At 68.3% G+C, this 20542-nt stretch carries 24 protein-coding genes; 17 read left to right on the forward strand and 7 right to left on the reverse strand.

Going from position 1 to position 20542, the window contains the following annotated elements; translation table 11 throughout:
• Window positions 1-134 precede the first annotated feature (134 nt).
• Window positions 135-959, reverse strand: a complete 825-nt coding sequence (locus IEZ09_RS34225) for a lytic transglycosylase domain-containing protein (protein ID WP_189257955.1) — start codon at window positions 957-959, stop codon at window positions 135-137.
• 130 nt (window positions 960-1089) lie between these two features.
• Here IEZ09_RS34225 and efeU point away from each other — a divergent pair, with 130 nt between their 5' ends.
• From efeU to efeB, 3 genes are read left to right on the forward strand one after another with little or no spacing between them, the layout of a single operon-like run.
• Entirely contained in the window at window positions 1090-1914 is an 825-nt protein-coding gene (gene efeU / locus IEZ09_RS34230; protein ID WP_189257956.1) for an iron uptake transporter permease EfeU, read from the forward strand.
• An 11-nt stretch (window positions 1915-1925) separates the two neighbouring features.
• Complete coding sequence (gene efeO / locus IEZ09_RS34235) at window positions 1926-3047, forward strand: iron uptake system protein EfeO (RefSeq protein ID WP_189257957.1); 1122 nt, start codon at window positions 1926-1928, stop codon at window positions 3045-3047.
• A gap of 5 nt (window positions 3048-3052) precedes the next feature.
• Complete coding sequence (efeB, locus tag IEZ09_RS34240) at window positions 3053-4288, forward strand: iron uptake transporter deferrochelatase/peroxidase subunit (protein WP_189258024.1); 1236 nt, start codon at window positions 3053-3055, stop codon at window positions 4286-4288.
• Here efeB and IEZ09_RS34245 read toward each other — a convergent pair whose 3' ends face one another.
• Genes IEZ09_RS34245 through IEZ09_RS34255 form a run of 3 tightly spaced genes read right to left on the reverse strand, consistent with a single transcriptional unit; the run spans window position 4289 to window position 6729 of the window.
• On the reverse strand, window positions 4289-4660 hold the full coding sequence (locus IEZ09_RS34245; RefSeq protein WP_189257958.1) for a tetratricopeptide repeat protein: 372 nt from the start codon (window positions 4658-4660) through the stop codon (window positions 4289-4291). It abuts the gene before it with no gap.
• A 10-nt stretch (window positions 4661-4670) separates the two neighbouring features.
• On the reverse strand, window positions 4671-5564 hold the full coding sequence (locus IEZ09_RS34250) for a DMT family transporter (protein WP_189257959.1): 894 nt from the start codon (window positions 5562-5564) through the stop codon (window positions 4671-4673).
• Between the two features lie 28 nt (window positions 5565-5592).
• Entirely contained in the window at window positions 5593-6729 is a 1137-nt protein-coding gene (locus IEZ09_RS34255; RefSeq protein ID WP_189257960.1) for a MalY/PatB family protein, read from the reverse strand.
• A 51-nt stretch (window positions 6730-6780) separates the two neighbouring features.
• Here IEZ09_RS34255 and IEZ09_RS34260 point away from each other — a divergent pair, with 51 nt between their 5' ends.
• Window positions 6781-7230, forward strand: a complete 450-nt coding sequence (locus IEZ09_RS34260) for an Lrp/AsnC family transcriptional regulator (protein WP_189257961.1) — start codon at window positions 6781-6783, stop codon at window positions 7228-7230.
• 5 nt (window positions 7231-7235) lie between these two features.
• On the opposite strand, the gene IEZ09_RS34265 is transcribed toward IEZ09_RS34260, so the two are convergent.
• Window positions 7236-7994, reverse strand: a complete 759-nt coding sequence (locus IEZ09_RS34265; protein ID WP_229813216.1) for a nucleotidyl transferase AbiEii/AbiGii toxin family protein — start codon at window positions 7992-7994, stop codon at window positions 7236-7238.
• Window positions 7987-8625, reverse strand: a complete 639-nt coding sequence (locus IEZ09_RS34270) for a type IV toxin-antitoxin system AbiEi family antitoxin (protein WP_229813217.1) — start codon at window positions 8623-8625, stop codon at window positions 7987-7989. The genes IEZ09_RS34265 and IEZ09_RS34270 overlap by 8 nt, the downstream gene beginning before the upstream one ends.
• Window positions 8626-8730: 105 nt before the next feature.
• Between IEZ09_RS34270 and IEZ09_RS34275 the strand changes: the two genes are divergently transcribed.
• Genes IEZ09_RS34275 through IEZ09_RS34285 form a run of 3 tightly spaced genes read left to right on the forward strand, consistent with a single transcriptional unit; the run spans window position 8731 to window position 11784 of the window.
• The gene (locus IEZ09_RS34275) at window positions 8731-10248 is read left to right on the forward strand and encodes an AfsR/SARP family transcriptional regulator (RefSeq protein WP_189257962.1); all 1518 of its coding nucleotides are present in this window, start codon (window positions 8731-8733) and stop codon (window positions 10246-10248) included.
• 50 nt (window positions 10249-10298) lie between these two features.
• A complete protein-coding gene (locus IEZ09_RS34280; RefSeq protein WP_189257963.1) occupies window positions 10299-10991 on the forward strand; it encodes an SDR family NAD(P)-dependent oxidoreductase in 693 nt (230 codons plus the stop codon).
• A 58-nt stretch (window positions 10992-11049) separates the two neighbouring features.
• Entirely contained in the window at window positions 11050-11784 is a 735-nt protein-coding gene (locus IEZ09_RS34285) for an SDR family NAD(P)-dependent oxidoreductase (RefSeq protein ID WP_189257964.1), read from the forward strand.
• Here the strand turns inward: IEZ09_RS34285 and IEZ09_RS34290 are convergent.
• Window positions 11769-12470: an alpha/beta fold hydrolase gene (locus tag IEZ09_RS34290; protein WP_229813218.1), complete on the reverse strand. Its 702-nt coding sequence runs from the start codon at window positions 12468-12470 to the stop codon at window positions 11769-11771. The genes IEZ09_RS34285 and IEZ09_RS34290 overlap by 16 nt on opposite strands.
• Before the next feature lie 16 nt (window positions 12471-12486).
• Between IEZ09_RS34290 and IEZ09_RS34295 the strand changes: the two genes are divergently transcribed.
• From IEZ09_RS34295 to IEZ09_RS34340, 10 genes are all read left to right on the forward strand, one after another.
• On the forward strand, window positions 12487-13725 hold the full coding sequence (locus IEZ09_RS34295) for a cytochrome P450 (protein WP_189257966.1): 1239 nt from the start codon (window positions 12487-12489) through the stop codon (window positions 13723-13725).
• Window positions 13726-13766: 41 nt separating this feature from the next.
• Window positions 13767-15053 (forward strand): phosphopyruvate hydratase, encoded by a 1287-nt coding sequence (gene eno / locus IEZ09_RS34300; RefSeq protein WP_189257967.1) that lies wholly within the window; start codon window positions 13767-13769, stop codon window positions 15051-15053.
• Between the two features lie 12 nt (window positions 15054-15065).
• Window positions 15066-15560, forward strand: coding sequence for an FtsB family cell division protein (locus IEZ09_RS34305; protein WP_229813219.1), 495 nt, complete (start codon window positions 15066-15068; stop codon window positions 15558-15560).
• On the forward strand, window positions 15536-16036 hold the full coding sequence (locus IEZ09_RS34310) for a DUF501 domain-containing protein (RefSeq protein WP_229813220.1): 501 nt from the start codon (window positions 15536-15538) through the stop codon (window positions 16034-16036). Before IEZ09_RS34305 ends, IEZ09_RS34310 begins: the two co-directional genes overlap by 25 nt.
• Before the next feature lie 151 nt (window positions 16037-16187).
• The gene (locus IEZ09_RS34315; RefSeq protein ID WP_229813231.1) at window positions 16188-17492 is read left to right on the forward strand and encodes a lytic transglycosylase domain-containing protein; all 1305 of its coding nucleotides are present in this window, start codon (window positions 16188-16190) and stop codon (window positions 17490-17492) included.
• A gap of 102 nt (window positions 17493-17594) precedes the next feature.
• The gene (locus IEZ09_RS34320) at window positions 17595-18425 is read left to right on the forward strand and encodes a helix-turn-helix domain-containing protein (protein ID WP_189257968.1); all 831 of its coding nucleotides are present in this window, start codon (window positions 17595-17597) and stop codon (window positions 18423-18425) included.
• Window positions 18426-18438: 13 nt separating this feature from the next.
• Window positions 18439-18597 (forward strand): DUF397 domain-containing protein, encoded by a 159-nt coding sequence (locus tag IEZ09_RS34325; RefSeq protein WP_189257969.1) that lies wholly within the window; start codon window positions 18439-18441, stop codon window positions 18595-18597.
• A complete protein-coding gene (locus tag IEZ09_RS34330; RefSeq protein WP_229813221.1) occupies window positions 18594-19040 on the forward strand; it encodes an SUKH-3 domain-containing protein in 447 nt (148 codons plus the stop codon). The genes IEZ09_RS34325 and IEZ09_RS34330 overlap by 4 nt, the downstream gene beginning before the upstream one ends.
• The gene (locus IEZ09_RS34335; protein WP_189257970.1) at window positions 19030-19587 is read left to right on the forward strand and encodes a GNAT family N-acetyltransferase; all 558 of its coding nucleotides are present in this window, start codon (window positions 19030-19032) and stop codon (window positions 19585-19587) included. Before IEZ09_RS34330 ends, IEZ09_RS34335 begins: the two co-directional genes overlap by 11 nt.
• Window positions 19588-19595: 8 nt before the next feature.
• Window positions 19596-20537, forward strand: a complete 942-nt coding sequence (locus tag IEZ09_RS34340; protein ID WP_229813222.1) for a Ppx/GppA phosphatase family protein — start codon at window positions 19596-19598, stop codon at window positions 20535-20537.
• The last annotated feature ends 5 nt before the right edge of the window (window positions 20538-20542 follow it).

The raw sequence follows: 20542 nt of genomic DNA on the forward strand, positions 1-20542 counted from the left end.
GGGACCCACCCCACCAGCCCGGTATGCCAAGGACTGCTCGGCTGCGCCATCGCTTGGGCTCGCCTCCGGCCTCGCCGCTTGGCTTCGCCTTCGCGAGACATCCGCCTGGGGCCGGGGCCGGGGGGCGGAGGCGGTTACTGGGTGGCGCTTGCCCGTGCGTAGGCGTCGGCGCCGCTGAACACGTTTTGGCCGTACTCCACGGAGTTGTTGTAGGCCATCACCGCTGCCCACCAGCCCTGGCCCGTGCCCAGGTCCCGTGCGCCGCCTGCGCAGAGGTAGCGCGCGGCGGTGAGGGCCGCGTCGTCGATGTTCTGCGGGTCTGCGGGGAGGCCGTCGTTGGCCGCGCGCTTGGCCCAGCGGTTCCAGGTGCCTGGGATGAACTGCATCGGGCCCACGGCTCGGTCCCAGGTCGGGTCGCCGTCCAGGCGGCCGCCGTCGGTGTCGCGGATGGCTCGGACTCCTGGGGCGCCGTTCAGGGGGACGCCGATGATCGGGCGGGTTGGGAGGCCGTTTTCCTGGAGGCGGGAGCCGTTGATGCTGCCGTGGCGGGATTCGACTCGGCCGATGCCCGCCAGGGTGGCCCAGGAGATGCGGCAGGCTGGGGCCTCGCGTTGCATGGCCAGGTCGGCTGCGGCGTAGGCGTGCAGGGCGCGGACTGGGATGTCGGTTTTCGACGCCACGCGGGTTGCCCACTCGGACAACGGGTTGGTGTCCGTGGTGGTGGTGTTGCCCGGGGCTGAGGCGTTGCCGGGGGCGGCGGCGCCTGGTTCCACCTCCTGGATCGGGACCAGGAACGGGGGTGGGCCCAGCGGGGCCGCGTCGCGGCGGTTCAGGGCGCCCAGGCCCCAGGCTGCGGCGGCCACTACGACGATCAGCAGCAGCACCAGGACCAGGCGGCCGAAGATGTTGCCGTAGTTGGGGCGGCGGGCTGGGTCTTTTGGCGGCTGCGGCGGGACCACGGAACCCAGGCTACGTGGTTCGCGAGAGCGGCGAACGGGTGAACAGTGATGAAACCGGCACCGATGGCGGCTGGACATTCAGGTGAGGCTTACCTTAAATGAGGCCGACCTAATTCACGGAGGCGTCGGGATGTTGTTCAGCAATGGCTTGATCGGGCTGCGGGAAGGCCTGGAGGCCGCGCTCGTGGTGAGCATCCTGATCGCATTCCTCGTGAAAACGGACAGAAGGTACGCGCTCAAGTGGGTTTGGGTCGGTGTTGCGACCGCTGTGGCACTCTCCGTAGCGGCTGGGGCGATCATCACCTTCAGTGCTGCCGGGATGTCGTTCGAGCAGCAGGAAGCGTTCGGCGGGATCATGTCGATCATTGCCGTCGCGTTCGTCACCGGAATGATCTTCTGGATGCGCAAGGCGGCCAAGACGATCGCGGCCGACCTGCGCGGGAAAATGGACGAAGCGCTCAAAATCGGGCCGCTTGCGATCATCGTTGTGTCCCTTTTGTCCGTTGGTCGGGAAGGGCTCGAGACCGCCGTCTTCTTCTATTCCAGCGTGCAGGCCGCGGGCGGGGGGACCACGGAGCCGCTGCTCGGGTTCCTGGCAGGGATCGCGGTGGCCGTGGTGATCGCGGCGCTGCTGTACCAGGGGGCGATCCGGTTCGATCTCGGGAAGTTCTTCACGGTCACGGGTGTGCTGCTCGTGTTCGTGGCGGCCGGGGTGCTGAGCTACGGCATTCACGACCTGCAGGAGGCCGCGATCCTGCCGGGGCTCGACACGCTCGCGTTCGACATCAGCGACACCGTGCCCGAGGACTCCTGGTACGGCGCGCTGCTCAAGGGGTTCTTCAACTACTCGCAGCGCACGTCCGTGCTGCAGGCCATCGCGTGGGTCGCCTACGTGGGGGTTGTCCTGTCCGTGTTCCTCGTCCGGCCGCGCCGCCGCGCCGCCGTGCCCAACTGATCAATGGAGTAGTGACCGTGCGCAAGGCAGTAGTGATTCTCGGCTCGCTCGCGGTGCTGGCGGCGTGTAGCAGCAACACCACGAACAGCGCGAGTGGTGCCATCGCCGTCGAGGCGAGCGACGACGCGTGCAAGGTCGCCAAGACCGAGGCGAGCACCGGCAACGTCACGTTCGAGGTGACCAACAAGGGCACCAAGGTGACGGAGTTCTACCTCTACGCGGAGGGCGACCGGATCCTCGGCGAGGTCGAGAACATCGGGCCCGGCCTCACGCGCAAGCTGATCGTCGAGGTGACGGAGGCGGGCAAGTTCCAGACCGCCTGCAAGCCCGGCATGAAGGGCGACGGCATCCGCGGCGACTTCACGGTCAAGGGTGACAGCAAGAAGTCGACCGAGGGCGACGCGCTGCTGGCGGAGGCGACCAAGAGCTACCAGCGCTACGTCAACTCGCAGGCCGACCAGCTGCTGGTGAAGACCGAGGAGTTCGTCAACGCCGTCAAGGCCAAGAAGGTCGACGACGCCAAGGCGCTCTTCCCCGTGTCGCGGATCTACTGGGAGCGCATCGAGCCCGTCGCGGAGAGCTTCGGCGACCTCGACCCCAAGATCGACGGCCGCGAGGACGTCATCGAGGAGGGCATGGCGTTCACCGGCTACCACCGCCTCGAGAAGGACCTGTGGGAGTCCGGGCTGCAGGCCGACTCCGAGAAGATCGCGGATCAGCTCCTCGTCGACGTCAAGGAGATCGTCGCCAAGGCGAAGTCGGTCGAGCTGACCCCGGTGCAGCTGGCCAACGGTGCCAAGGAACTGCTCGACGAGGTCGCCACCGGCAAGATCACCGGTGAGGAGGACCGCTACTCGCACACCGACCTGTGGGACTTCCGGGCCAATGTGGACGGTTCGCAGGCGGCCATCGCGGCGCTGCGGCCGGTCGTGGAGCAGAAGGACAAGGCGCTCGTGTCCACTCTGGACGCCAAGTTCAAGGCTCTCGACGAGGCGCTCGAGAAGCACCGCAAGGGTGACGGCTTCAAGCTCTACACCGAGCTGTCCAAGGACGAGGTCAAGGCGCTGGCCGAGGCCGTCGACGCGCTCGGCGAGCCGGTCAGCAAGGTCGCGGAAGTGGTGTCTGCCAAGTGAGCGGGATGTCGCGGCGCAGGCTGCTGGGGTACGCGGGCGCCGGTGTGGCGCTCGCGGGTGCCGGCGCCACCGCGGGGGTGCTCGCGACCAAGGAGTCTCCCGAGGTCGAGAACGTCGCCGCCGCCAAGGTTCCGTTCCGCGGTGACGTCCAGGCGGGCATCACCACGCCCGCGCAGGACCACATGCACTTCGTCGCGCTGGACGTGAAGACGACCAGCCGCGACGAGCTGATCGACCTGCTCAAGCAGTGGACGGTGGCCGCGGAACGGATGACCGCCGGCCAGGAGGCCGCGGAGAACGGTGCCGTCGGTGGCAACGCCGAGGCGCCGCCCAAGGACACCGGTGAGGCGCTCGACCTGCCCGCGTCCGCGCTGACGATCACGATCGGCTTCGGGCCGTCGTTGTTCGACGACAGGTTCGGGCTGAAGGACAAGCGGCCGGAGCGGTTGATCGACCTGCCGCGCTTCCCGCAGGACGACCTGGACCCCGCGCGCAGCAACGGGGACATCTGCCTCCAGGCCTGTGCGAACGACCCGCAGGTCGCGGTGCACGCGATCCGCAACCTGGTCCGCATCGGCTTCGGCCGGGTCGCGGTCCGCTGGTCGCAGCTCGGGTTCGGCCGAACGTCGTCGACGACGCGCTCGCAGGCGACGCCGCGCAACCTGTTCGGGTTCAAGGACGGCACGCGCAACATCAAGGCCGAGGACACCGAACTGCTCAAGGAGCACGTCTGGGTCTCGAAGGAGGACGGGCCGGACTGGCTCGTCGGCGGCACGTACCTGGTGACGCGCCGGATCCGCATGCACATCGAGATCTGGGACCGCACGTCGCTCGCCGAGCAGGAGCAGATCATCGGCCGCACCAAGGGCGAGGGCGCGCCGCTCGGGCAGCAGAAGGAGTTCGACGAGCCCGACCTGCACGTCAGGGGCGCGGGCGGAGTGCCGTTGATCGGCGAGGTCTCGCACATCCGCCTCGCGTCGCCGGAGTCGTTGAACGGGGCGCGAATCCTGCGCCGCGGCTACAACTTCACCGACGGCTCGGACGGCCTCGGCCACCTCGACGCCGGCCTGTTCTTCGTGGCGTTCAACCGCGACACGCGCAAGCAGTTCGTGCCGATGCAGCAGGCTCTGTCCACTAAGGACGAGATGATGGAGTACGTCGAACACACGGGCTCGGGGCACTTCGCGGTGCCGCCGGGCGTGAAGGAGGGAGGGTTCTGGGGCGACACCCTCTTCCGGTGATCAGCTTCCCAGAGCCATCCGGGCTTTGACCTCGCCGAGCGCTTCCTGGTACTCGGGTGACGGGTTCATCGCGACCGCCATCCGCAACTGGGCGAGCGCCTCGGCGAGGCGCCCGAGCCGCTGCAGCGTCTTGCCGAGCGCGAACCGCGCGTAGTGGTCGCTCGGATCGAGGTCGAGCACCTTCCTGAACGCCTGTTCAGCCCTGTTGAGCTGCGCGGATCCGAGATAGGCCCGACCGGCGAGCAGCTGAACGGACGGCGCCTCCCCGGCCTCGTCCAGCACCTGCTGTAGTTCGCGCAGCGCGTCGAGAGGCCGGCGCTGTGCGAGCAACGCCTCCGCCTTCCGGAACGCCTCGAAGGTGCTGTCCGTCATTCGATCAACGTTACCCACCGATCCGCGGTTCTTCGACTGCCGTCCGGGCGACAGAACTCTTTGGAGTGGCCGCCCCGAGCCAGCAGGCCCCGAACCCGAGCACCAGTCCGGCCCCGACGCCCGCCGTCGGCACCTGTCCCAGCAACGGCCACGCGATCAACGCCGTCACCGACGGCACCACAGAGGACAGCGTGGTCATCGCCGCCGCGCCCCCGTTGCGCACGCCGACCAGGAACAGCGACGCACCGCCCATCGAGTTCACCAGCACCAGGAACGTGACGGTCAGCCAGAACTGCCGCCAGTCCGTCACGCCGGCGTTCTCGGTGAGCGCCAGCAACCCGACCACGGGCACCGACACGGCGTGCTGCACGGCGTTGCCGCTGCGGAAGTCCGTGTCCCGGCAGAACTTCTGCTGGTAGACGCCGCCCGCGACGAATCCCAGCATGCCCAGCACGGTGAACACCGCGCCGAACCCGAACGACCCCAGCCGGTCCGACAACGCGGCCAGCACGGCGGCGACTCCGAGCACCAGGCCCGCGAGCCGCGTCAGTCCAATTCGGACACGGAACACCCTGGCAGCCACAACGGCGGTGAGCACCGGCGTGCACGAGATCACCAACGCCGTCACCGACGCGGGCACACCCAGCCGCAGCCCGAGATAGACGCCCGAGAACTGGCACGCCTGCACCAGCAACCCCGCCACGCACGTGTGCACGAGCGCCCACCCACGAGGCCAGCGTGCGCTCGTCACCATCGCCACGAGAGCCATGAGCGTTGCCGCGAGGGCGAAGCGGATCGTGGTCATCAGGAACGGGGGAGCCACGGCCACGGCGAGCGCGCCCACCGGATAACCGGAGGCCCAGACCAGCACGGTGCCCGCCGCGAAGCCGGGTTTGATCCTCACGGTCTCCAGGCGTACCAGTCAGCGGTGCTCAGGACGAGCTTTCGTGCCAGGCCACGGCCATCCTGCGGACCGCCTCGGTGATGATCTCCGGCGAGGTCGCGAGGTTCATCCGCGCGAACCCCGCACCGCCGGTGCCGAACGGGATTCCCGAGCTCAGCGCGACCTTGCCGCGCTTCAGGAACGTCTTGGCCGGGTTGTCGCCGAGCCCGAGGTCGCGGCAGTCGAGCCAGGCGAGGTAGGTGGCCTGACCCGGTTGGTAGCGGACCGCCGGGAGCTGTTCGGCCAGGAGGCCGGCGAGCAACCTCCGGTTCTCGTCGAGCCCTTCCAGCAGGGCGTCCAGCCATTCGACGCCATCCCGCAGCGCCGCGGTGTGCGCGAGAACTCCGACATGGCTCGCGCTGTAGCGCGCTTCTTCCGGAAGGCGCGCGAGATCGTCGGCGGCGGCCGGGCCCGCGATCGCGAGGGCGGCCTTGAGACCGGCGAGGTTCCACGCTTTGGAGGCCGAGGTCAGCGACAGGCCGTCGTCGTCCGCGACGCTGAGGTACGGCACGAAGCCGGCGGTCGTGAGAGGCGCGTGGATCTCGTCCGCCACGACCCGGATTCCGTGCCTGCGCGCCAGTTCGGCGACCTGTTCGAGCTCAGCCGCGCTGTGGACGGTGCCGGTCGGGTTGTGCGGGTTGCACAGCAGGTACACCGCACCGCGGCCCGCCCGCGTGAACGCCTCCTCCAGCGCGGCGAAGTCGAGCCGCGAGGAGGCGCTGAGCGGCGCCTCGACCACGGTCCGCCCCAGCGTCTCGACGACCTCGTAGAACGGCGGGTAGACGGGACAGTTGACCACGACGGGCGCATCCCGGCGGGACACCAGCCGGAACATCTCGGCGACGCCCGTCATCACGTCGGGCACGATCGCCATCCGGTCCACGGCCGGCTCCCAGTTCCACCGCTTCTTCGCGAACTCGGCGAGAGCTTCGGCGTACGCGGTGCCGCTGGGGTAGCCGGTGTCGCCGCGCGCGACCGCGTCGGTGATGGCCCGCGCGACCGGTTCGGCCAGGAGGACGTCCATCTCGGCGATCCACAGCGGCAGCACGTCCTCGGGGTAGTACCGCCACTTCATGCTCGTGCGTTGCCTCAGCTGCTCCAGAGTGAGCTGACGTAACGGGTTCATGGGGCAAACCTAAGCTTCTTGGCCGAGGAAGTGTTTGCGATTCTTTGCGGCATGGACGCTCTGGACCGCAAAATTCTTGCCGAGGTGCAGGCGGACGGCCGGCTGACCGTCACGGAGCTGGCCGGCCGCGTGCAGCTGAGCATCTCCCGCTGCCAGCGCCGGTTGCGCGACCTGGAGAAGGCGGGCGTGATCCGCGGCTACCGCGCCGTCGTGGACGCCGCCGCGCTCGGGTTCGGGTTCGAGGCGCTGGTCTTCGCGAAGCTGCGGCTGGACACGATGGCGGACTTCGACCGCGCGCTGGCCGAGGTGCCGAACGTGGTGGAGGCGCAGCGGTTGTTCGGCAGCCCCGACTACCTGCTGCGGGTGGTCACCGCCGATCTCGCGTCCTACCAGCGGTTGTACGAGGAGACGCTGGCGAAGCTGCCAGGGGTGCGCGGGCTGACGTCGACGATCGTGATGAAGCAGGTGATCGAGCCGCGGCCGTTGCCGACGCAACCGTGATGTGCCTACCAGCCGAGTACCTCGCCGTAGGCATTTCGGACCACGTCCAGGCATCGTTGCGGCTCGGGAAGTTCGCGGGTCTGGTGGGCCAGCTGCGACTGCCACTCGAGTCCGGTGGGAAGCGACGTGAATTCGTACTTCTGCACCGAAGCACCCGTTGCTTCGCGGACCAGGTCGGCCGCTTCCTGTGTCAGCGCACCGAGTTCGGCCAGGTGTGCGAGGTCGTACAGGTCTCGTGCCGCGTGACGGTCTGCCCAGGCAAGAGTCTTCATCGCCGCGAAAGCGGGCAACGTCGGAACTCTGAGCACGACCTCTCGCGTGACATCGCTGTATCGGGTTTCGATCCGGACGGCCTCGCTCGGCCACCGCGCCCAGTCCTCGTGGTCGAGAAGTTGAACGCGGACGCGGAGATCCGTGGTGGTGACGAGCAGGCCGGGTTCGACCGACTTCGTGGATCGCAGGGGAGGATCCCAGGTCGTTCCGGGAAACTCTCTGCGCAGTCGTCGTGGCAGCCGCTCGTCGAGCGCGGTGGCCACGGCATCGCGTTCAGGCGCCCACAGGTCGACGTCCTCGGACAACCTGCCGCCTGCCGCCGGGTCTGAGAGATGTGTCCTGGCCAGCGCGGTGCCGCCGACGAACAAGACCTCGGGCGCGATCTCGGGCAAGGCTGCCAGCACGTGGCTGATCAGATGGTCTCGCCGGACCTGGTCTTCGGCGACTCCGAACTCCTCGGCCACCGCGACGAGCTCGTCGTGCTCAAGCACCTGCTGCCTCTTTCCTCACTCGAGCCAACGCTCCTGGCCTGTGCTGCTCGCGTGCGAGTTCCTCGGTAACCGCCCAGTCGATCCTGCGGGCCAGCGCTCGCAGGATCGGCCCGGCGTCGGCTTCCTCGATGCCGCCGAGCCGCGGCCGGGCGGCGATGTCGAGGGCCGTCTGCTCCGGCGTGGTCATCCAGCCCGTCGTGAGTTCGGTTTCCACGCGTTCGAGGTCAAGGCGTCCCACGTCGCGCTTGACGAAGACGATCTCACCCAGGTCGGTGTGCAGCTGGGGCCGCTGCTTGGGCACGGCCACGACCGCGGTGCCGATGGCCCGCGGCAGAGCGCCGTGGCGCCGTGCGGCTGTGACGCTCATGAGCGCTACCGCGTCTCTGCCGTAGTCGGCCTGGGCGATGCCGAGTGCCGCTGCCGCGAGGTCCGGGCGCCAGCGAGGGTCACCCAGCCGCTCCATCGGCGCCAGCGCGTAGTAGCCGGTGCTGATGCGGCGGAGCACGGCCTGTTCGAGCAGCCGTTCGAACTCGCTGCGGGGATGGGCGTAGACGTCGGCGGCATCCCTGGGGCGCACCACCTTGTTCGCCCTCTTGGCGAGAGCGGTCGGAATGGTGACATGACCCTTCACTACGACCTCCGTAGGCTACGAGCCTACGTTCATAATACTCGTTCCTTGGGAAGCGGGGAATGCTCGCGGGCGTTGTGCTGTTGCATGAGCCTGCGCTTCTCACTGATGGGTCCGGTACGAGCCTGGCGAGACGACGAGGAGATCGATCTGGGGCCGCGCCAGCAACGCGCGGTGCTGGCGGCGTTGCTGCTGAACAACGGCATCCGGCTGAGCAAAGAGCAGCTGATCGGCATGGTCTGGGACGATCCGACGCCCAGTGCGGTCATGGCGCTCAGGACCTACATGTACAAGATCCGCAAGGCCCTCCCCGAGCTGGACCTCAGGTCCAAGGACGGCGGGTACACGGTCAGGGCCGAGATTGTCGACGACTGCCGCGGCGAGCCCTTGGAGGGGCTCCAAGGTTCCTACTTCGACGCGCAGCGCGTCCGGCTCGGCGAGCACCGGCTCAAGGCTCGGGAGGACTGGCTCGAACGGGAGCTGGACGTCCTGGAGTTGCAGAAACACGTTGCCGCGCATCCACTTCGCGAACGGCCTCGCGCGTTGTTGATGTACGCCCTCTTCCGGGAGGGCAGGCAGGCGGAGGCCTTGGACCACTTCCATCAGGCGCGCGCTCTGCTGAACGAGGAGCTCGGCATCGAACCGGGGCCCGAGCTGCGCAAGGTGCACGCGCAGATCCTCAAGGGCGACCTCCACCTGCCTCGCCGGCCGGAGCAGCTGCCGCCGGACCTCCCCGACTTCACCGGTCGCGACGCCGAGATCGCGCGGATTCTCGACGCGCTTCCCGGCACGGTCGGCATCACCGGGATGCGCGGCAGCGGCAAGACCGCGCTGGCCACCAGGGTCGGTCATCTGGCCAAGAAGCGGTTTCCGGACGGCCAGATCTTCGTCCGGTCGCACGACGTCGCCAACGAACTGCTGCGCGCGGTCGGGGTGGAGAACCCCAGCGGGGACAAGGCCGCGCTCTGGCGGGAGAAGGCGCGCGGCAAGCGGTTCCTGATCGTCATCGACGACGTGCGGGACGCGGCGTCGGTCAAGGATCTCGGCACGCCCGGTTCGGCGCTCGTCCTCACCAGCGTCCGGCAGTTGAACGAGCTGCCGGGGGTGACCTGGGTGAAGATCGCCGGGCTGACCGAGCAGGCCGCGCGGGAGTTCTTCGGCAAGGTCTTCGACCGCGGCCGGATCGACGCGGAACCGGAGAACGCCGAGGTGCTGCTGGAACGCGTGTCGCGGCTGCCGACCCCCATCCGCGTGATCGGCGGCAAGCTTCGCGCACGGCAGCACTGGACGATCGGGATGCTGCTGGAGCAGATGGAGCGGGACACCAAGCTCGGCAACGCGGTTCCGGTCGACTGCGCCGCGACGCTCGCCCCGTTGATCTCCGCCGAGAAGGACCTGTCCGACGAGGAACGCCACGTGCTCATGTGCTTCGCCCGGCGGGACACCGACGTGATCGACATCCACGAGGCCGCGGAGATGTCCGGGGCTGATCCCGGCGCGATCGAGATGGTGCTGGAGTCGCTCGCGGACGTGCACCTGATCGAACCGCTCGTGCTCGGCCGCTATCGGCTGCCGCACTTCGTGCGCATCTACTTCGGCATCCGGTCACCAGCGCTGACCAGCTGATTCACTCCGGATTTACGGCCTGACGACGGACCGCCGGAACCGTCGGGGCCATGGAACTCCAGGGACAACGAGCGCTCGTCACCGGCGCGACGTCCGGCATCGGCCGTGCGGTGGCGCGGAAACTGACCGAGGCGGGCGCGACCGTCATCACCACGGGGCGGCGCGCGCTCGGCGGCACGCAGCACGTCGTCGCCGACCTCGGTGACCTCGACGACGTGCGCAGGCTCGCCGACGAGGTCGGCGAGGTCGACGTGCTGGTCAACAACGCGGGCATCTTCCCGTTCGGGCCGACGCTCGAGCAGGACGTCGAGACCTACGAGCAGGTCTTCAACGTCAACGTGCGCGGGCCGTACTTCCTCACCGCCGCCCTGCTGCCGAAGATGATCGCGAAGGGCGGCGGCAGCATCGTCAACATCTCGTCGGTCACCGCGCGGACCGGCACGCCGATCATGTCGGTCTACGGCGCGTCGAAGGCCGCGCTCGACTCGTTGACGCTGAGCTGGGCCGTCGAGTTCGGTGGTCACGGCATCCGGGTCAACTCCGTCGCGCCCGGCCTCACCCGCACCGAGAAGGTCGAGGAGAATCTCGGCGACGCCATCGAGCACATCGTCGCGCCGACCCCGCTCGGCCGCGCGGGTGAGCCGGAGGAGATCGCGGAGGCCGTCCTGTTCCTCGCCTCGCCGAGGTCGAGCTTCCTCACCGGGTCGATCGTGACGGCGGACGGCGGTGCCATCGCGACCTGACCTGGGTGTATATCCGAAATTTATGCCGAAATGATCCGGCGCGGCCAAGTTCGTAGACATGCGAACTTTGGAGAACCAGAAGGCACTCGTCACCGGAGCCACGTCGGGAATCGGCCGCGCGATCGCGGTGAAGCTCGCCGAGGAGGGCGCGACGGTCTACTTCACCGGCCGCCGCGCCGAGCTCGGCAAGGAGACCGTCGAGCTCATCGAGAAGGCCGGCGGCACGGGCCACTTCATCGTCTCGGACATCGCGAGCATCGACGACGTCCGCAAGCTCGCCGCTGAGGTCGGCGAGGTCGACGTGCTCGTGAACAACGCGGGCATCTTCCCGTTCTCGCCGACCCCGGAGCAGTCGCTCGAGGACTACCAGCGGGTGTTCGACGTCAACGTGCGCGGCACCTACTTCCTCACCGCGGCTCTCGCCCCGGCGATGGTGGCCAAGGGCAAGGGCTCGATCGTCAACGTCTCGTCGATCGCCGCCGTGGTCGGCACCCCGATCGGCTCCGTCTACAACGCCTCCAAGGCCGCAATGGACGCGCTGACCAGGTCGTGGGCCGTCGAGTTCGGCCAGGCCGGCGTCCGGGTCAACTCGATCGCGCCCGGCCCGATCCGCACCGACGCCGCGGTCGAGGGTGCCGGCGAGATGTTCACCGCGATCACGGAGCTCACCGCGCTGAAGCGCGTCGGCGAGCCGGAGGAGATCGCGGAGGCGGTGCTGTTCCTCGCGTCGGACAGGTCCAGCTACATCACCGGCACCGTCATCACCGCCGACGGCGGCTACGTGGCTTCCTGAACCAGCAGCGGGGAGAGGGACGAGGGCGACTCGACGTGCACGTTGTGGCCCGTGCCAGGGAACACCACCGGCTCGGGCACCAGCTCCTTCAGGTGCTCCTGAGGGCTCATCGGGTCGTTCTCGCCCGCTGCCAGCACGACCTGGGCCTTCGACGCCATGATCAGTCCGGGCATGTCCGGCCTGCCGACGCCGAAGGCCCTCATGTCCAGCGACGGCGTCCATCCGCCGTCCACTTCGGACACAGCGTGCTCCAGCGGCACGCCCGCCATCTTCGACGCCCGCTCGACGGCTTCTTCCCTCGTGGCGAAGACCTTGCCCGGTTTCGCGGCGAGCGCCGCGGCCTTCTGCAGCTCCTCGTCGCTCCACTGCACCTTGATGCCCACACCGATGCACCTGGTCACGTCGACGCCGAACCACCCGCTCGCCAGCGCCAGCCCGACCACGCCGCCCAGCGAGTGCCCGACGATCGTGACCGGCTCGCGCGGGATGACGGTTGCCACGGCGGCCGCGAGCGAGCCGAACGAGTAGCGCTCGATCGGTGCCGACCGCCCGTGACCAGGCAGATCAGGCACGAGCCAGCTGCCGTGCCAGCCTGCGACGACGTCCTTCCACACCTCGCCGGTCGCGCCCAGGCCGTGCAGCAGCACCAGCAGCGGTCCGTTTCCACCACGTTCGACATGGAGCACGTCAGAATCCCGTTCTATGCGGCCAGAAGGACATGTTGCCGATGCCGAGCTGATCGTCGACCCGGACACGTATACCTCGGGTGTCCCGCACGACGCACTCACCCGGCTGCGCGAAAAGAACGTCGTGCGCATCGACGACTTCTGGGCGGTCTTCCGCTACGACGACGTCCGGACGGTGTTGAAGACGCCCGCTGTCTTCTCCTCGCACCGCGGCGCGACGCAGATCCGCGATCCGCAGCCAGACGACCTGAAGTACGTCCAACGCATGATGCTCAACCAGGACCCGCCGGAGCACACCCGGTTGCGACGCATGCTGACCAGGGCGTTCACCCCTCGGGCCGTGGCGCGGCTGGAAGAGGGGATCCGCGCGAACGCCCGCGAGATCGTCGCCAACCTGTCCGGCGACTTCGCTGTTGACGTCGCCGACCTGCCGTTGCTGACCCTGGCCGACGTCTTCGGCGTGCCACGGCAGGACCGCGCGTTGCTCTACGACTGGAGCAACCGCGTGATCGGCTTCCAGGACTCCGAGTACGCGCTGTCGTCCAGCTCCACGGCAGGCATGACCGACATGGCCTTGGAGGCGCTCCAACGCCGTCCTGACGACGGCCGCGACCCGCGCGCCCGGGATGGCATGCCGGACCTCTACGCGTATGCGCACGCGTTGGGGGAGTACAAGCGCGCGCACCCTGGCGATGACGTCCTCAGCAACCTCATGCGGGAGGACATCTCGATCGAGGAGTTCGAGAACCTCTTCTGGTTGTTCTCGGTGGCGGGCAACGAGACCCTGCGCAACGGCATCCCCGGCGGCATGATCGCGCTGCTCGAACACCCGGACCAGTACGAGCGGCTGCGGAACGATCGCTCGCTGCTGCCGACCGCCGTCGAGGAGATGCTGCGGTGGTGGACGCCCGTCATGCACTTCCGGCGCACAGCGGTCCAGGACACGGAGCTGAGCGGGCAGAAGATCAAGGCCGGGGACAAGGTCGTCGTCTGGTTCTCGTCCGCCAACCGGGATGAGCGCGTTTTCACAGAACCGATGAAGTTCGACGTCGGGCGGCGCGAAGCCGATCACCTGAGCTTCGGGCACGGACCGCACTTCTGTCTCGGTGCGCAGCTGGCCAGGACCCAGATGCGCGCGATTTTCGAAGCGGTCCTGGACCTTTCTGGCACGATTCAGTTGGATGGTCCCGTCGACAGGCTGCGATCCAACTTCCAGAACGGTGTCAAGCACCTGCCTGTCAGAGGGCCCAAGTAGGCTCGTCGCGAGACGAGACGCAGGACGAACAGGGAGCGCAAGTGGCGGTCATCGAGCAGGTCGGAGCACGCGAGATCCTGGACTCGCGCGGCAACCCCACCGTCGAGGTCGAGGTGGCTCTGGACGACGGCACGCTGGAGCGTGCGGCCGTTCCGTCGGGCGCGTCGACCGGTGAGCACGAGGCGGTGGAGCTGCGGGACGGCGACGCCAAGCGATACCTGGGCAAGGGTGTCGAGCGCGCGGTCACCGCGGTGCTCGACGAGATCGGCCCGGAGCTGGTCGGCATCGAGGCCGTCGAGCAGCGCGTCGTCGACCAGAAGCTCGTCGACCTGGACGGCACGCCGGACAAGTCGCGCCTGGGCGCCAACGCGATCCTCGGTGTCAGCCTCGCGGTGGCCAAGGCGGCCGCGACGAGCAGCGGTCTCGAGCTGTTCCGGTACGTGGGCGGCCCGAACGCGCACGTGCTGCCGGTGCCGATGCTGAACATCCTCAACGGTGGCGCGCACGCCGACACCGACGTGGACATCCAGGAGTTCATGATCGCGCCGATCGGCGCGGAGACGTTCCGCGAGGGTCTGCGCTGGGGCGCCGAGGTCTACCACGCGCTCAAGTCCGTGCTGAAGAGCAAGGGCCTCGCGACCGGCCTGGGCGACGAGGGTGGCTTCGCGCCGTCCCTGTCCAGCAACCGCGACGCGCTCGACCTGATCCTCGAGGCCATCGAGAAGGCGGGCTACCGGGCGGGCCGTGATGTGGCGCTGGCGCTCGACGTGGCCGCCACCGAGTTCTTCAACGACGGTGCCTACACCTTCGAGAAGTCCAAGCGCTCCGCCGAGCAGATGATCGGCTACTACTCCGAGCTGGTCCGCGACTACCCGCTGGTGTCGATCGAGGACCCGCTGTCCGAGGACGACTGGGACGGCTGGGTGCAGATGACCGCCGAGCTGGGCGAGAAGGTCCAGATCGTCGGCGACGACCTGTTCGTCACCAACCCGGAGCGCCTGGAGGAGGGCATCTCCCGCCGCGCCGCCAACGCGCTGCTGGTGAAGGTCAACCAGATCGGCACGCTGTCCGAGACGCTGGACGCTGTCTCGCTGGCCACCTCCTACGGCTACAAGTCGATGATGTCGCACCGTTCCGGCGAGACCGAGGACACGACCATCGCCGACCTCGCCGTCGCGACCGGTGCCGGCCAGATCAAGACCGGTGCCCCTGCCCGTGGTGAGCGCACCGCGAAGTACAACCAGCTGCTGCGCATCGAGGAGTCGCTCGGTGACGCGGCGCGCTACGCCGGTGAGCTCGCGTTCCCGCGTTACACGCCGGAGAGCTGAGAAGCTTCGAGCATGGCCGAGCGCGCGCGTCGTCCCCGCCGCCCCCGCGAAGAGCGGGAGGCGCGGCCCGCGCGCGCTCGGAAGCCACCGCGTCCCAAGGCTCCGTCGCGGCGCAGTGACGGCACGGGTGGCGCGTTCGGCATGACGGGTACGCGGCGGGCCGCGATGTTCGCGATGGTGCTGTGCGCACTGGCGTTGAGCATCGCGGTCCCGCTGCGGACCTACCTCTCGCAGCGCGACGAACTGCGCGACGTGGGCGCCGCTCAGCAGAAGCTGCGGGAGCAGGTCGCGGCGCTGGAGCAGCGCAAGGCGCAGTTGAACGACCCGGCGTACGTGGAGATCGAGGCGCGCAAGCGGTTGCACTGGGTGCGGCCGGGCGAGACGCCCTACATCGTGCAGCTGCCGGGCGACGAGAACCGGAACACGGAATCGGAGAGGCCGTCGGGCAAGCCCGCGGCACAAAGGTCTTGGTACGAGGAACTGTGGGAATCGGTGACGCACAAGTAAGTGCTGCTGACCTGGAAACGGTCGCCAAGCAGCTCGGCCGCACGCCGCGCGGGACACGTGCGATCGCCTCGCGGTGCCCGAGCGGGCACCCGAACGTCGTCCAGACGGCCCCGCGGCTGCCCGACGGGACGCCGTTCCCGACGCTCTACTACCTGACCTGCCCGAAGCTGAACTCCCTGGTCAGCACGCTGGAGAGCGGCGGGCTGATGAAGGAGCAGACCGAGCGGCTGGAGACCGACGAGGAGCTCAGGGCGGCCTACCTGCGCGCGCACCAGTCGTACCTCGCGGAGCGTGACGCCATCGAGTCGCTGGGCACTCAAGTCACCGCGGGCGGCATGCCGGGCAGGGTCAAGTGCCTTCACGTGCACGTCGCCCATGCCCTTGCGAAGGGCCCAGGGGTCAATCCCATGGGGGACGAGGCTTTGGCAATCTTGAAGGAGCAGGAGCTCTGGCCAACTGGTGACTGCGTCGGTTAACAGTCAAAGGAACCGAACGTAGGCTTCACTCCGTCTTGGGTACACCTGGGCTCGGAGTTGGGGCAGGGTGGAACGGGTCAGCGAGGGGGCGCTCGCCGTAACTACCGGACGGCGCGCCGCGATGACGCACGAGAGGTGAGTATTCGTGGCAATGGCCAAACTGCGCGGACCCGTGGCGATGACCCCCAGGCAAAGGGGCTTCGCCGTCGCCGCGCTGGCTGCGATGCTCGCTCCCGCCCTGGTCGTCGGCACCAAGCTCGTCGACTGGGTCAACCTGTCGAAGCACAATGACATCGCTGTCTCACTCGGCCCGGCCGACGTCTTCGGGGCCCTGCGCTACGACCCGGCCGACCTCGGCGCGTCCGGTCGCCTGCCGCTGTCCGACGAGCTGAGCGCGGCCCTGCTCGCCGACCTCGAGGACGGCAAGCTCGACGACGACGACCTGCTCGACAACGACCCCGGCGTGATCGACGACTTCCCCGGCGACTACGGCATCCCCGGCGTCGTGCTGGAGGCCTACCTCCGCGCCGAGGACAAGATGGCCGAGCTCGTCCCCGGCTGCAAGCTCGACTGGGCGCTGCTCGCGGGCATCGGCAAGGTCGAGTCCAACCACGCCGGCAACGGCCGCGTGAACGCTGTCGGCGACGCCACCCCGAAGATCCTCGGCCCGGTCCTGAACGGCGCCCCCGGCATGGCGGCCATCCGCGACACCGACGGCGGCCGCCTCGACGGCGACACCGCCTGGGACCGCGCGGTGGGCCCGATGCAGTTCATCCCCGCCACCTGGGCGAGCTTCGGCGCCGACGGCAACGAAGACGGCAACGTCAACCCGAACAACGTCTACGACGCCGCCCTGGGCGCTGGCCGCTACCTCTGCGCGGGCGGCGGCGACATGACCAGGCAGCGCGACCGCGCCGCGGCCGTCTTCCGCTACAACAACTCCACGTCGTACGTGGAGACGGTCCTCAAGTGGGCCAAGCAGTACAGCGAGAACGTCACCGCCCTGCCCACGCTGCCGGACAACGGCAACAACGTGCAAAACCCGAAGCCGAACAACCCCGGCACCGACCCGGCCACCAGGCCCCCGGACAACTCCGGCACGTCGAACCCGCCGGCGTCCTCCACGCCGCCGTCCTCGACCCCGCCGTCCTCGACGCCGAACTGCCCGACGCCGACCTCGACGCCGCCCGCGTCGTCCACCCCGCCGTCGTCGACCCCGTCGACGTCGTGCCCGCCGTCGTCGACGCCGCCTTCGTCGACCCCGCCCTCGTCGACCCCTCCGTCGAACCCGCCGCAGACCGACCCGTCCACGCCGCCGCAGCAGACGTCGTCCGGCACCTCGCAGTCGTCGTCCACGTCGTCGACCGAGAAGTCGTTGACCACGACCAGCTCGGTGCAGCCGACGACGAACAGCGCCACGCCGAGCAGCAGCCTGGTAACGAGCACGCCGAGCTAGTCCGGCGTGTCGCGTTAGAACGTTTCCAAGTCGTACTTCGTTCGGGGCGATTCGGGCAGAAACGTTGGAGCGACAGGGTTTTCGTCTCCTAGCTTCCTTTCCATGCCGAAGCGCAACTCAAGCGTGGTGGGCCGGGAGTTCGGCAACGGCGTCCGCGCCGCCATCGAGCAAAGCGGTCTGACCCAGCGGGCACTGGCCGGGCTGTTGGACTGGCAGGAAGCCAAGATCTCCGATCTGGTGCAGGGCAAGGGCGGCGTCACCGAGCTCGACCTCGTGCGGCTGCTGTCGTACTGCCGCACGCCCGCCGCCGAAGTCGAGCGGTTGGTCGCCTTGTTCCGCGAGTCGCGGGAGAAGGGCTGGCTGCTCTTCCCCGAGGACGGCGTGCCAGAGCGGCTGCGCAGCCTGATCGAGCAGGAACGCCTCGCCAGCAAGATCTCCGTGTGGACGATGAACCTCGTTCCGGGTCTGCTGCAGATCGCCGCCTACATGCGTGCTGTGGCCGAGAAGTCGACTCGGCTCAACCCCGCGGACATCGACGCTTTCATCCAGACGAAGCTGGACCGGCAGATGATCCTGAGGCCTGGTCACGAGTTCATCTTCTACGTGCACGAGCAAGCCCTGCGCCTGCCTGTCGGTGGACCAGATGTGATGCGGGCGCAGCTAACTCACATTCGCACCATGTTGGTACGCCAGTACATCACCTTCCGGGTTGTGCCGACGGCCATCGGCGCACACGCCGGGTTGGCCAGCTCTTTCACCCAGCTGATGTACGAGAAGTTCGAGCCGGTCATCTACATCGAGAACCACAACACCGGCCTCTTCTTGGAGGACAAGGGTTCGCTTGAGACCTACGCCAACGCGCTTAATGGGCTGGATCGGGATGCCTTGGACACGGAACAATCGAGGGAGCTGATCACCAGCATCCTGTTCTGAGGAGGCGTTCCGCATGCCGAACTGGCGCAAGAGCAGCTACAGCGCAGATGGAAGCGAGTGCGTTGAGGTCGGCCACGGCATCGGCATCCGTGACAGCAAGGCTCCCGCCACTCACCTCCCCGTGTCGGAGGAGGCCTGGACGGCCTTCCTACACCTCGTGAAGACCCCGTGACCTCAAGGTTCACGCGCGAAACCGAGAAAACGCTCAGAGGCGCCGGTTGGTACCCAGGCAGGACGGTCGACACCGCGGTGTGGCGCGTCCCGCTGGAGGAGTCGGGCTTCGTCTTCCCCGAAGCAGCAGAACGGTTCCTCGCGGAGTTCGGCGGCCTGTCCGTCGACCACGGCGGCCCAGGACTCACGCGGGCGAAGGAGCCGTTCGAGTTCGACCCGCTGCTCGCACTCGGCGAGGACGACAGGTTCGGCGAATGGGGAGCCTCGGTCGGCAGGGTCATCGCGCCGCTCGGCGAGCTCGACCGGGGCAGGTTCTTCCTCGGCATCGATGAGAACAGCGTGATTTACCTCGTCGCCGACTGGCTGGCGTCGTTCGGCGCCGGTGACGAAGGGCTGGAGCACCTGGTCCTGGGGGTGATGCCGGAGCGAGTGCGTGCGTCCTGACTACCCGCTGAAGACCGAGCGCCTGCTCCTGCGCCCCTTCGAAGAGCGCGACCTGGACGACTTCTTCGCCTACCGCGCCCGTCCGGACGTCCAGCGCTACCTCTTCACCGAGGTCCCCGACCGGGCGGCGTGCGCGGAGCTGCTCGCCAGGCGGATGACCGAGGACGAGCTGACCGAGGAGGGGCAGCGGCTCGCGCTCGCCGTCTACTGGCCGGAGGCACGCAGGGTCGTCGGGGACGTCGTCCTCAAGTGGCTGAGCGAGACCGACCGCCAGGGCGAGATCGGCTACGGCTTCAACCCCGAGTTCCAGGGCAAGGGCCTCGCCACCGAGGCGGCCGGCGCGATGCTGAAGCTCGGCTTCGAAGGGCTCGGCCTGCACCGGATCATCGCCCAGTGTGATCCGCGCAACGAACCGTCCTGGCGCCTCATGGAACGCCTGGGCATGCGCAGGGAAGCCCACTTCAGGGACTTCGGGATCTTGAAGGGCGAGTGGGGCGACCTCTACGTGTACGCCATGCTTGCGGAGGAGTACCGGACGCTGAAGTAGGGGTGATCATGTCGCGGGTTGCGGCGATCGACTGCGGGACCAACTCGATCCGACTGCTCGTCGCGGACGTGACGAAGCGCGACGACGGCACCGCGTGGCTGCGGGACGTGCACCGCGAGATGAAGATCGTTCGCCTCGGGCAGGGTGTGGACGCGACCGGGCGGTTGCACCCCGACGCGATCGAGCGGACGAAACAAGCGCTCCTCGACTACGCGCGCACGATGCAGCGCAAGGGCGTCGAAGTGGCCCGCATGGTCGCCACCAGCGCCACGCGCGACGCGAGCAACCGCGACGAGTTCTTCGGCATGACCGAGGAGATCCTCGGCGCGCCCGCGGAGGTGATCACCGGGGACGAGGAGGCGAGGCTCTCCTACCTCGGCGCGGTGGCCGATCTTGACCCGGACGAGGGACCCTTCCTCGTCACCGATTTGGGTGGAGGTTCGACCGAGTTCGTCCTCGGCGGCGGCTTGGAGGTCGAGGCCGCGCGGTCGATGGACATCGGGTGCGTGCGGCTGACCGAGCGGTTCATCCACTCCGATCCGCCCGGTAAGAGCGAAATCGCGGAAGCGGAAGCGTTTGCGCGCGCCGCGATCAAAGAAGCCTTCGAGATCGTGCCGGTCGAGAAGGCGAAGACGTGGATTGGCGTCGCCGGGACCGTCACAACGTTGTCAGCCCTGGTCCAAGGGCTGGAGGTGTACAACAGCGACGTTATTCACCTCAGCAGGATCACACTTGACAATGTTCGGGAAATCACCGACCGTATCCTCTCCATGACGCATGATGAGCGTGCCTCGCTCGGGCCCATGCACCCCGGTCGGGTGGACGTGATCTGCGGTGGAGCGCTCGTTCTACGCGCGATTGCCGAGGAGCTGGAGAATCGCGCGGGTATTCGCACGCTCGTGTGCAGTGAGCACGACATCCTCGACGGCATCGCGTTTGCCCTGGTCTAGCGCCG

This window comes from Lentzea flava (assembly GCF_014648475.1).
Taxonomy (GTDB): Bacteria; Actinomycetota; Actinomycetes; order Mycobacteriales; family Pseudonocardiaceae; genus Lentzea; species Lentzea flava.

Bases quoted from the DNA above. Each gene is read 5' to 3' on its own strand.
- efeU (WP_189257956.1), top strand. From the start codon at position 1,090: ATGTTGTTCAGCAATGGCTTGATCGGGCTGCGGGAAGGCCTGGAGGCC.
- efeB (WP_189258024.1), top strand. From the start codon at position 3,053: ATGTCGCGGCGCAGGCTGCTGGGGTACGCGGGCGCCGGTGTGGCGCTC.
- IEZ09_RS34245 (WP_189257958.1), bottom strand. From the start codon at position 4,660: ATGACGGACAGCACCTTCGAGGCGTTCCGGAAGGCGGAGGCGTTGCTC.
- IEZ09_RS34255 (WP_189257960.1), bottom strand. From the start codon at position 6,729: ATGAACCCGTTACGTCAGCTCACTCTGGAGCAGCTGAGGCAACGCACG.
- IEZ09_RS34260 (WP_189257961.1), top strand. From the start codon at position 6,781: ATGGACGCTCTGGACCGCAAAATTCTTGCCGAGGTGCAGGCGGACGGC.
- IEZ09_RS34275 (WP_189257962.1), top strand. From the start codon at position 8,731: ATGGGTCCGGTACGAGCCTGGCGAGACGACGAGGAGATCGATCTGGGG.
- IEZ09_RS34280 (WP_189257963.1), top strand. From the start codon at position 10,299: ATGGAACTCCAGGGACAACGAGCGCTCGTCACCGGCGCGACGTCCGGC.
- IEZ09_RS34285 (WP_189257964.1), top strand. From the start codon at position 11,050: ATGCGAACTTTGGAGAACCAGAAGGCACTCGTCACCGGAGCCACGTCG.
- IEZ09_RS34295 (WP_189257966.1), top strand. From the start codon at position 12,487: ATGCGGCCAGAAGGACATGTTGCCGATGCCGAGCTGATCGTCGACCCG.
- IEZ09_RS34305 (WP_229813219.1), top strand. From the start codon at position 15,066: ATGGCCGAGCGCGCGCGTCGTCCCCGCCGCCCCCGCGAAGAGCGGGAG.
- IEZ09_RS34315 (WP_229813231.1), top strand. From the start codon at position 16,188: ATGGCCAAACTGCGCGGACCCGTGGCGATGACCCCCAGGCAAAGGGGC.
- IEZ09_RS34320 (WP_189257968.1), top strand. From the start codon at position 17,595: ATGCCGAAGCGCAACTCAAGCGTGGTGGGCCGGGAGTTCGGCAACGGC.
- IEZ09_RS34325 (WP_189257969.1), top strand. From the start codon at position 18,439: ATGCCGAACTGGCGCAAGAGCAGCTACAGCGCAGATGGAAGCGAGTGC.
- IEZ09_RS34340 (WP_229813222.1), top strand. From the start codon at position 19,596: ATGTCGCGGGTTGCGGCGATCGACTGCGGGACCAACTCGATCCGACTG.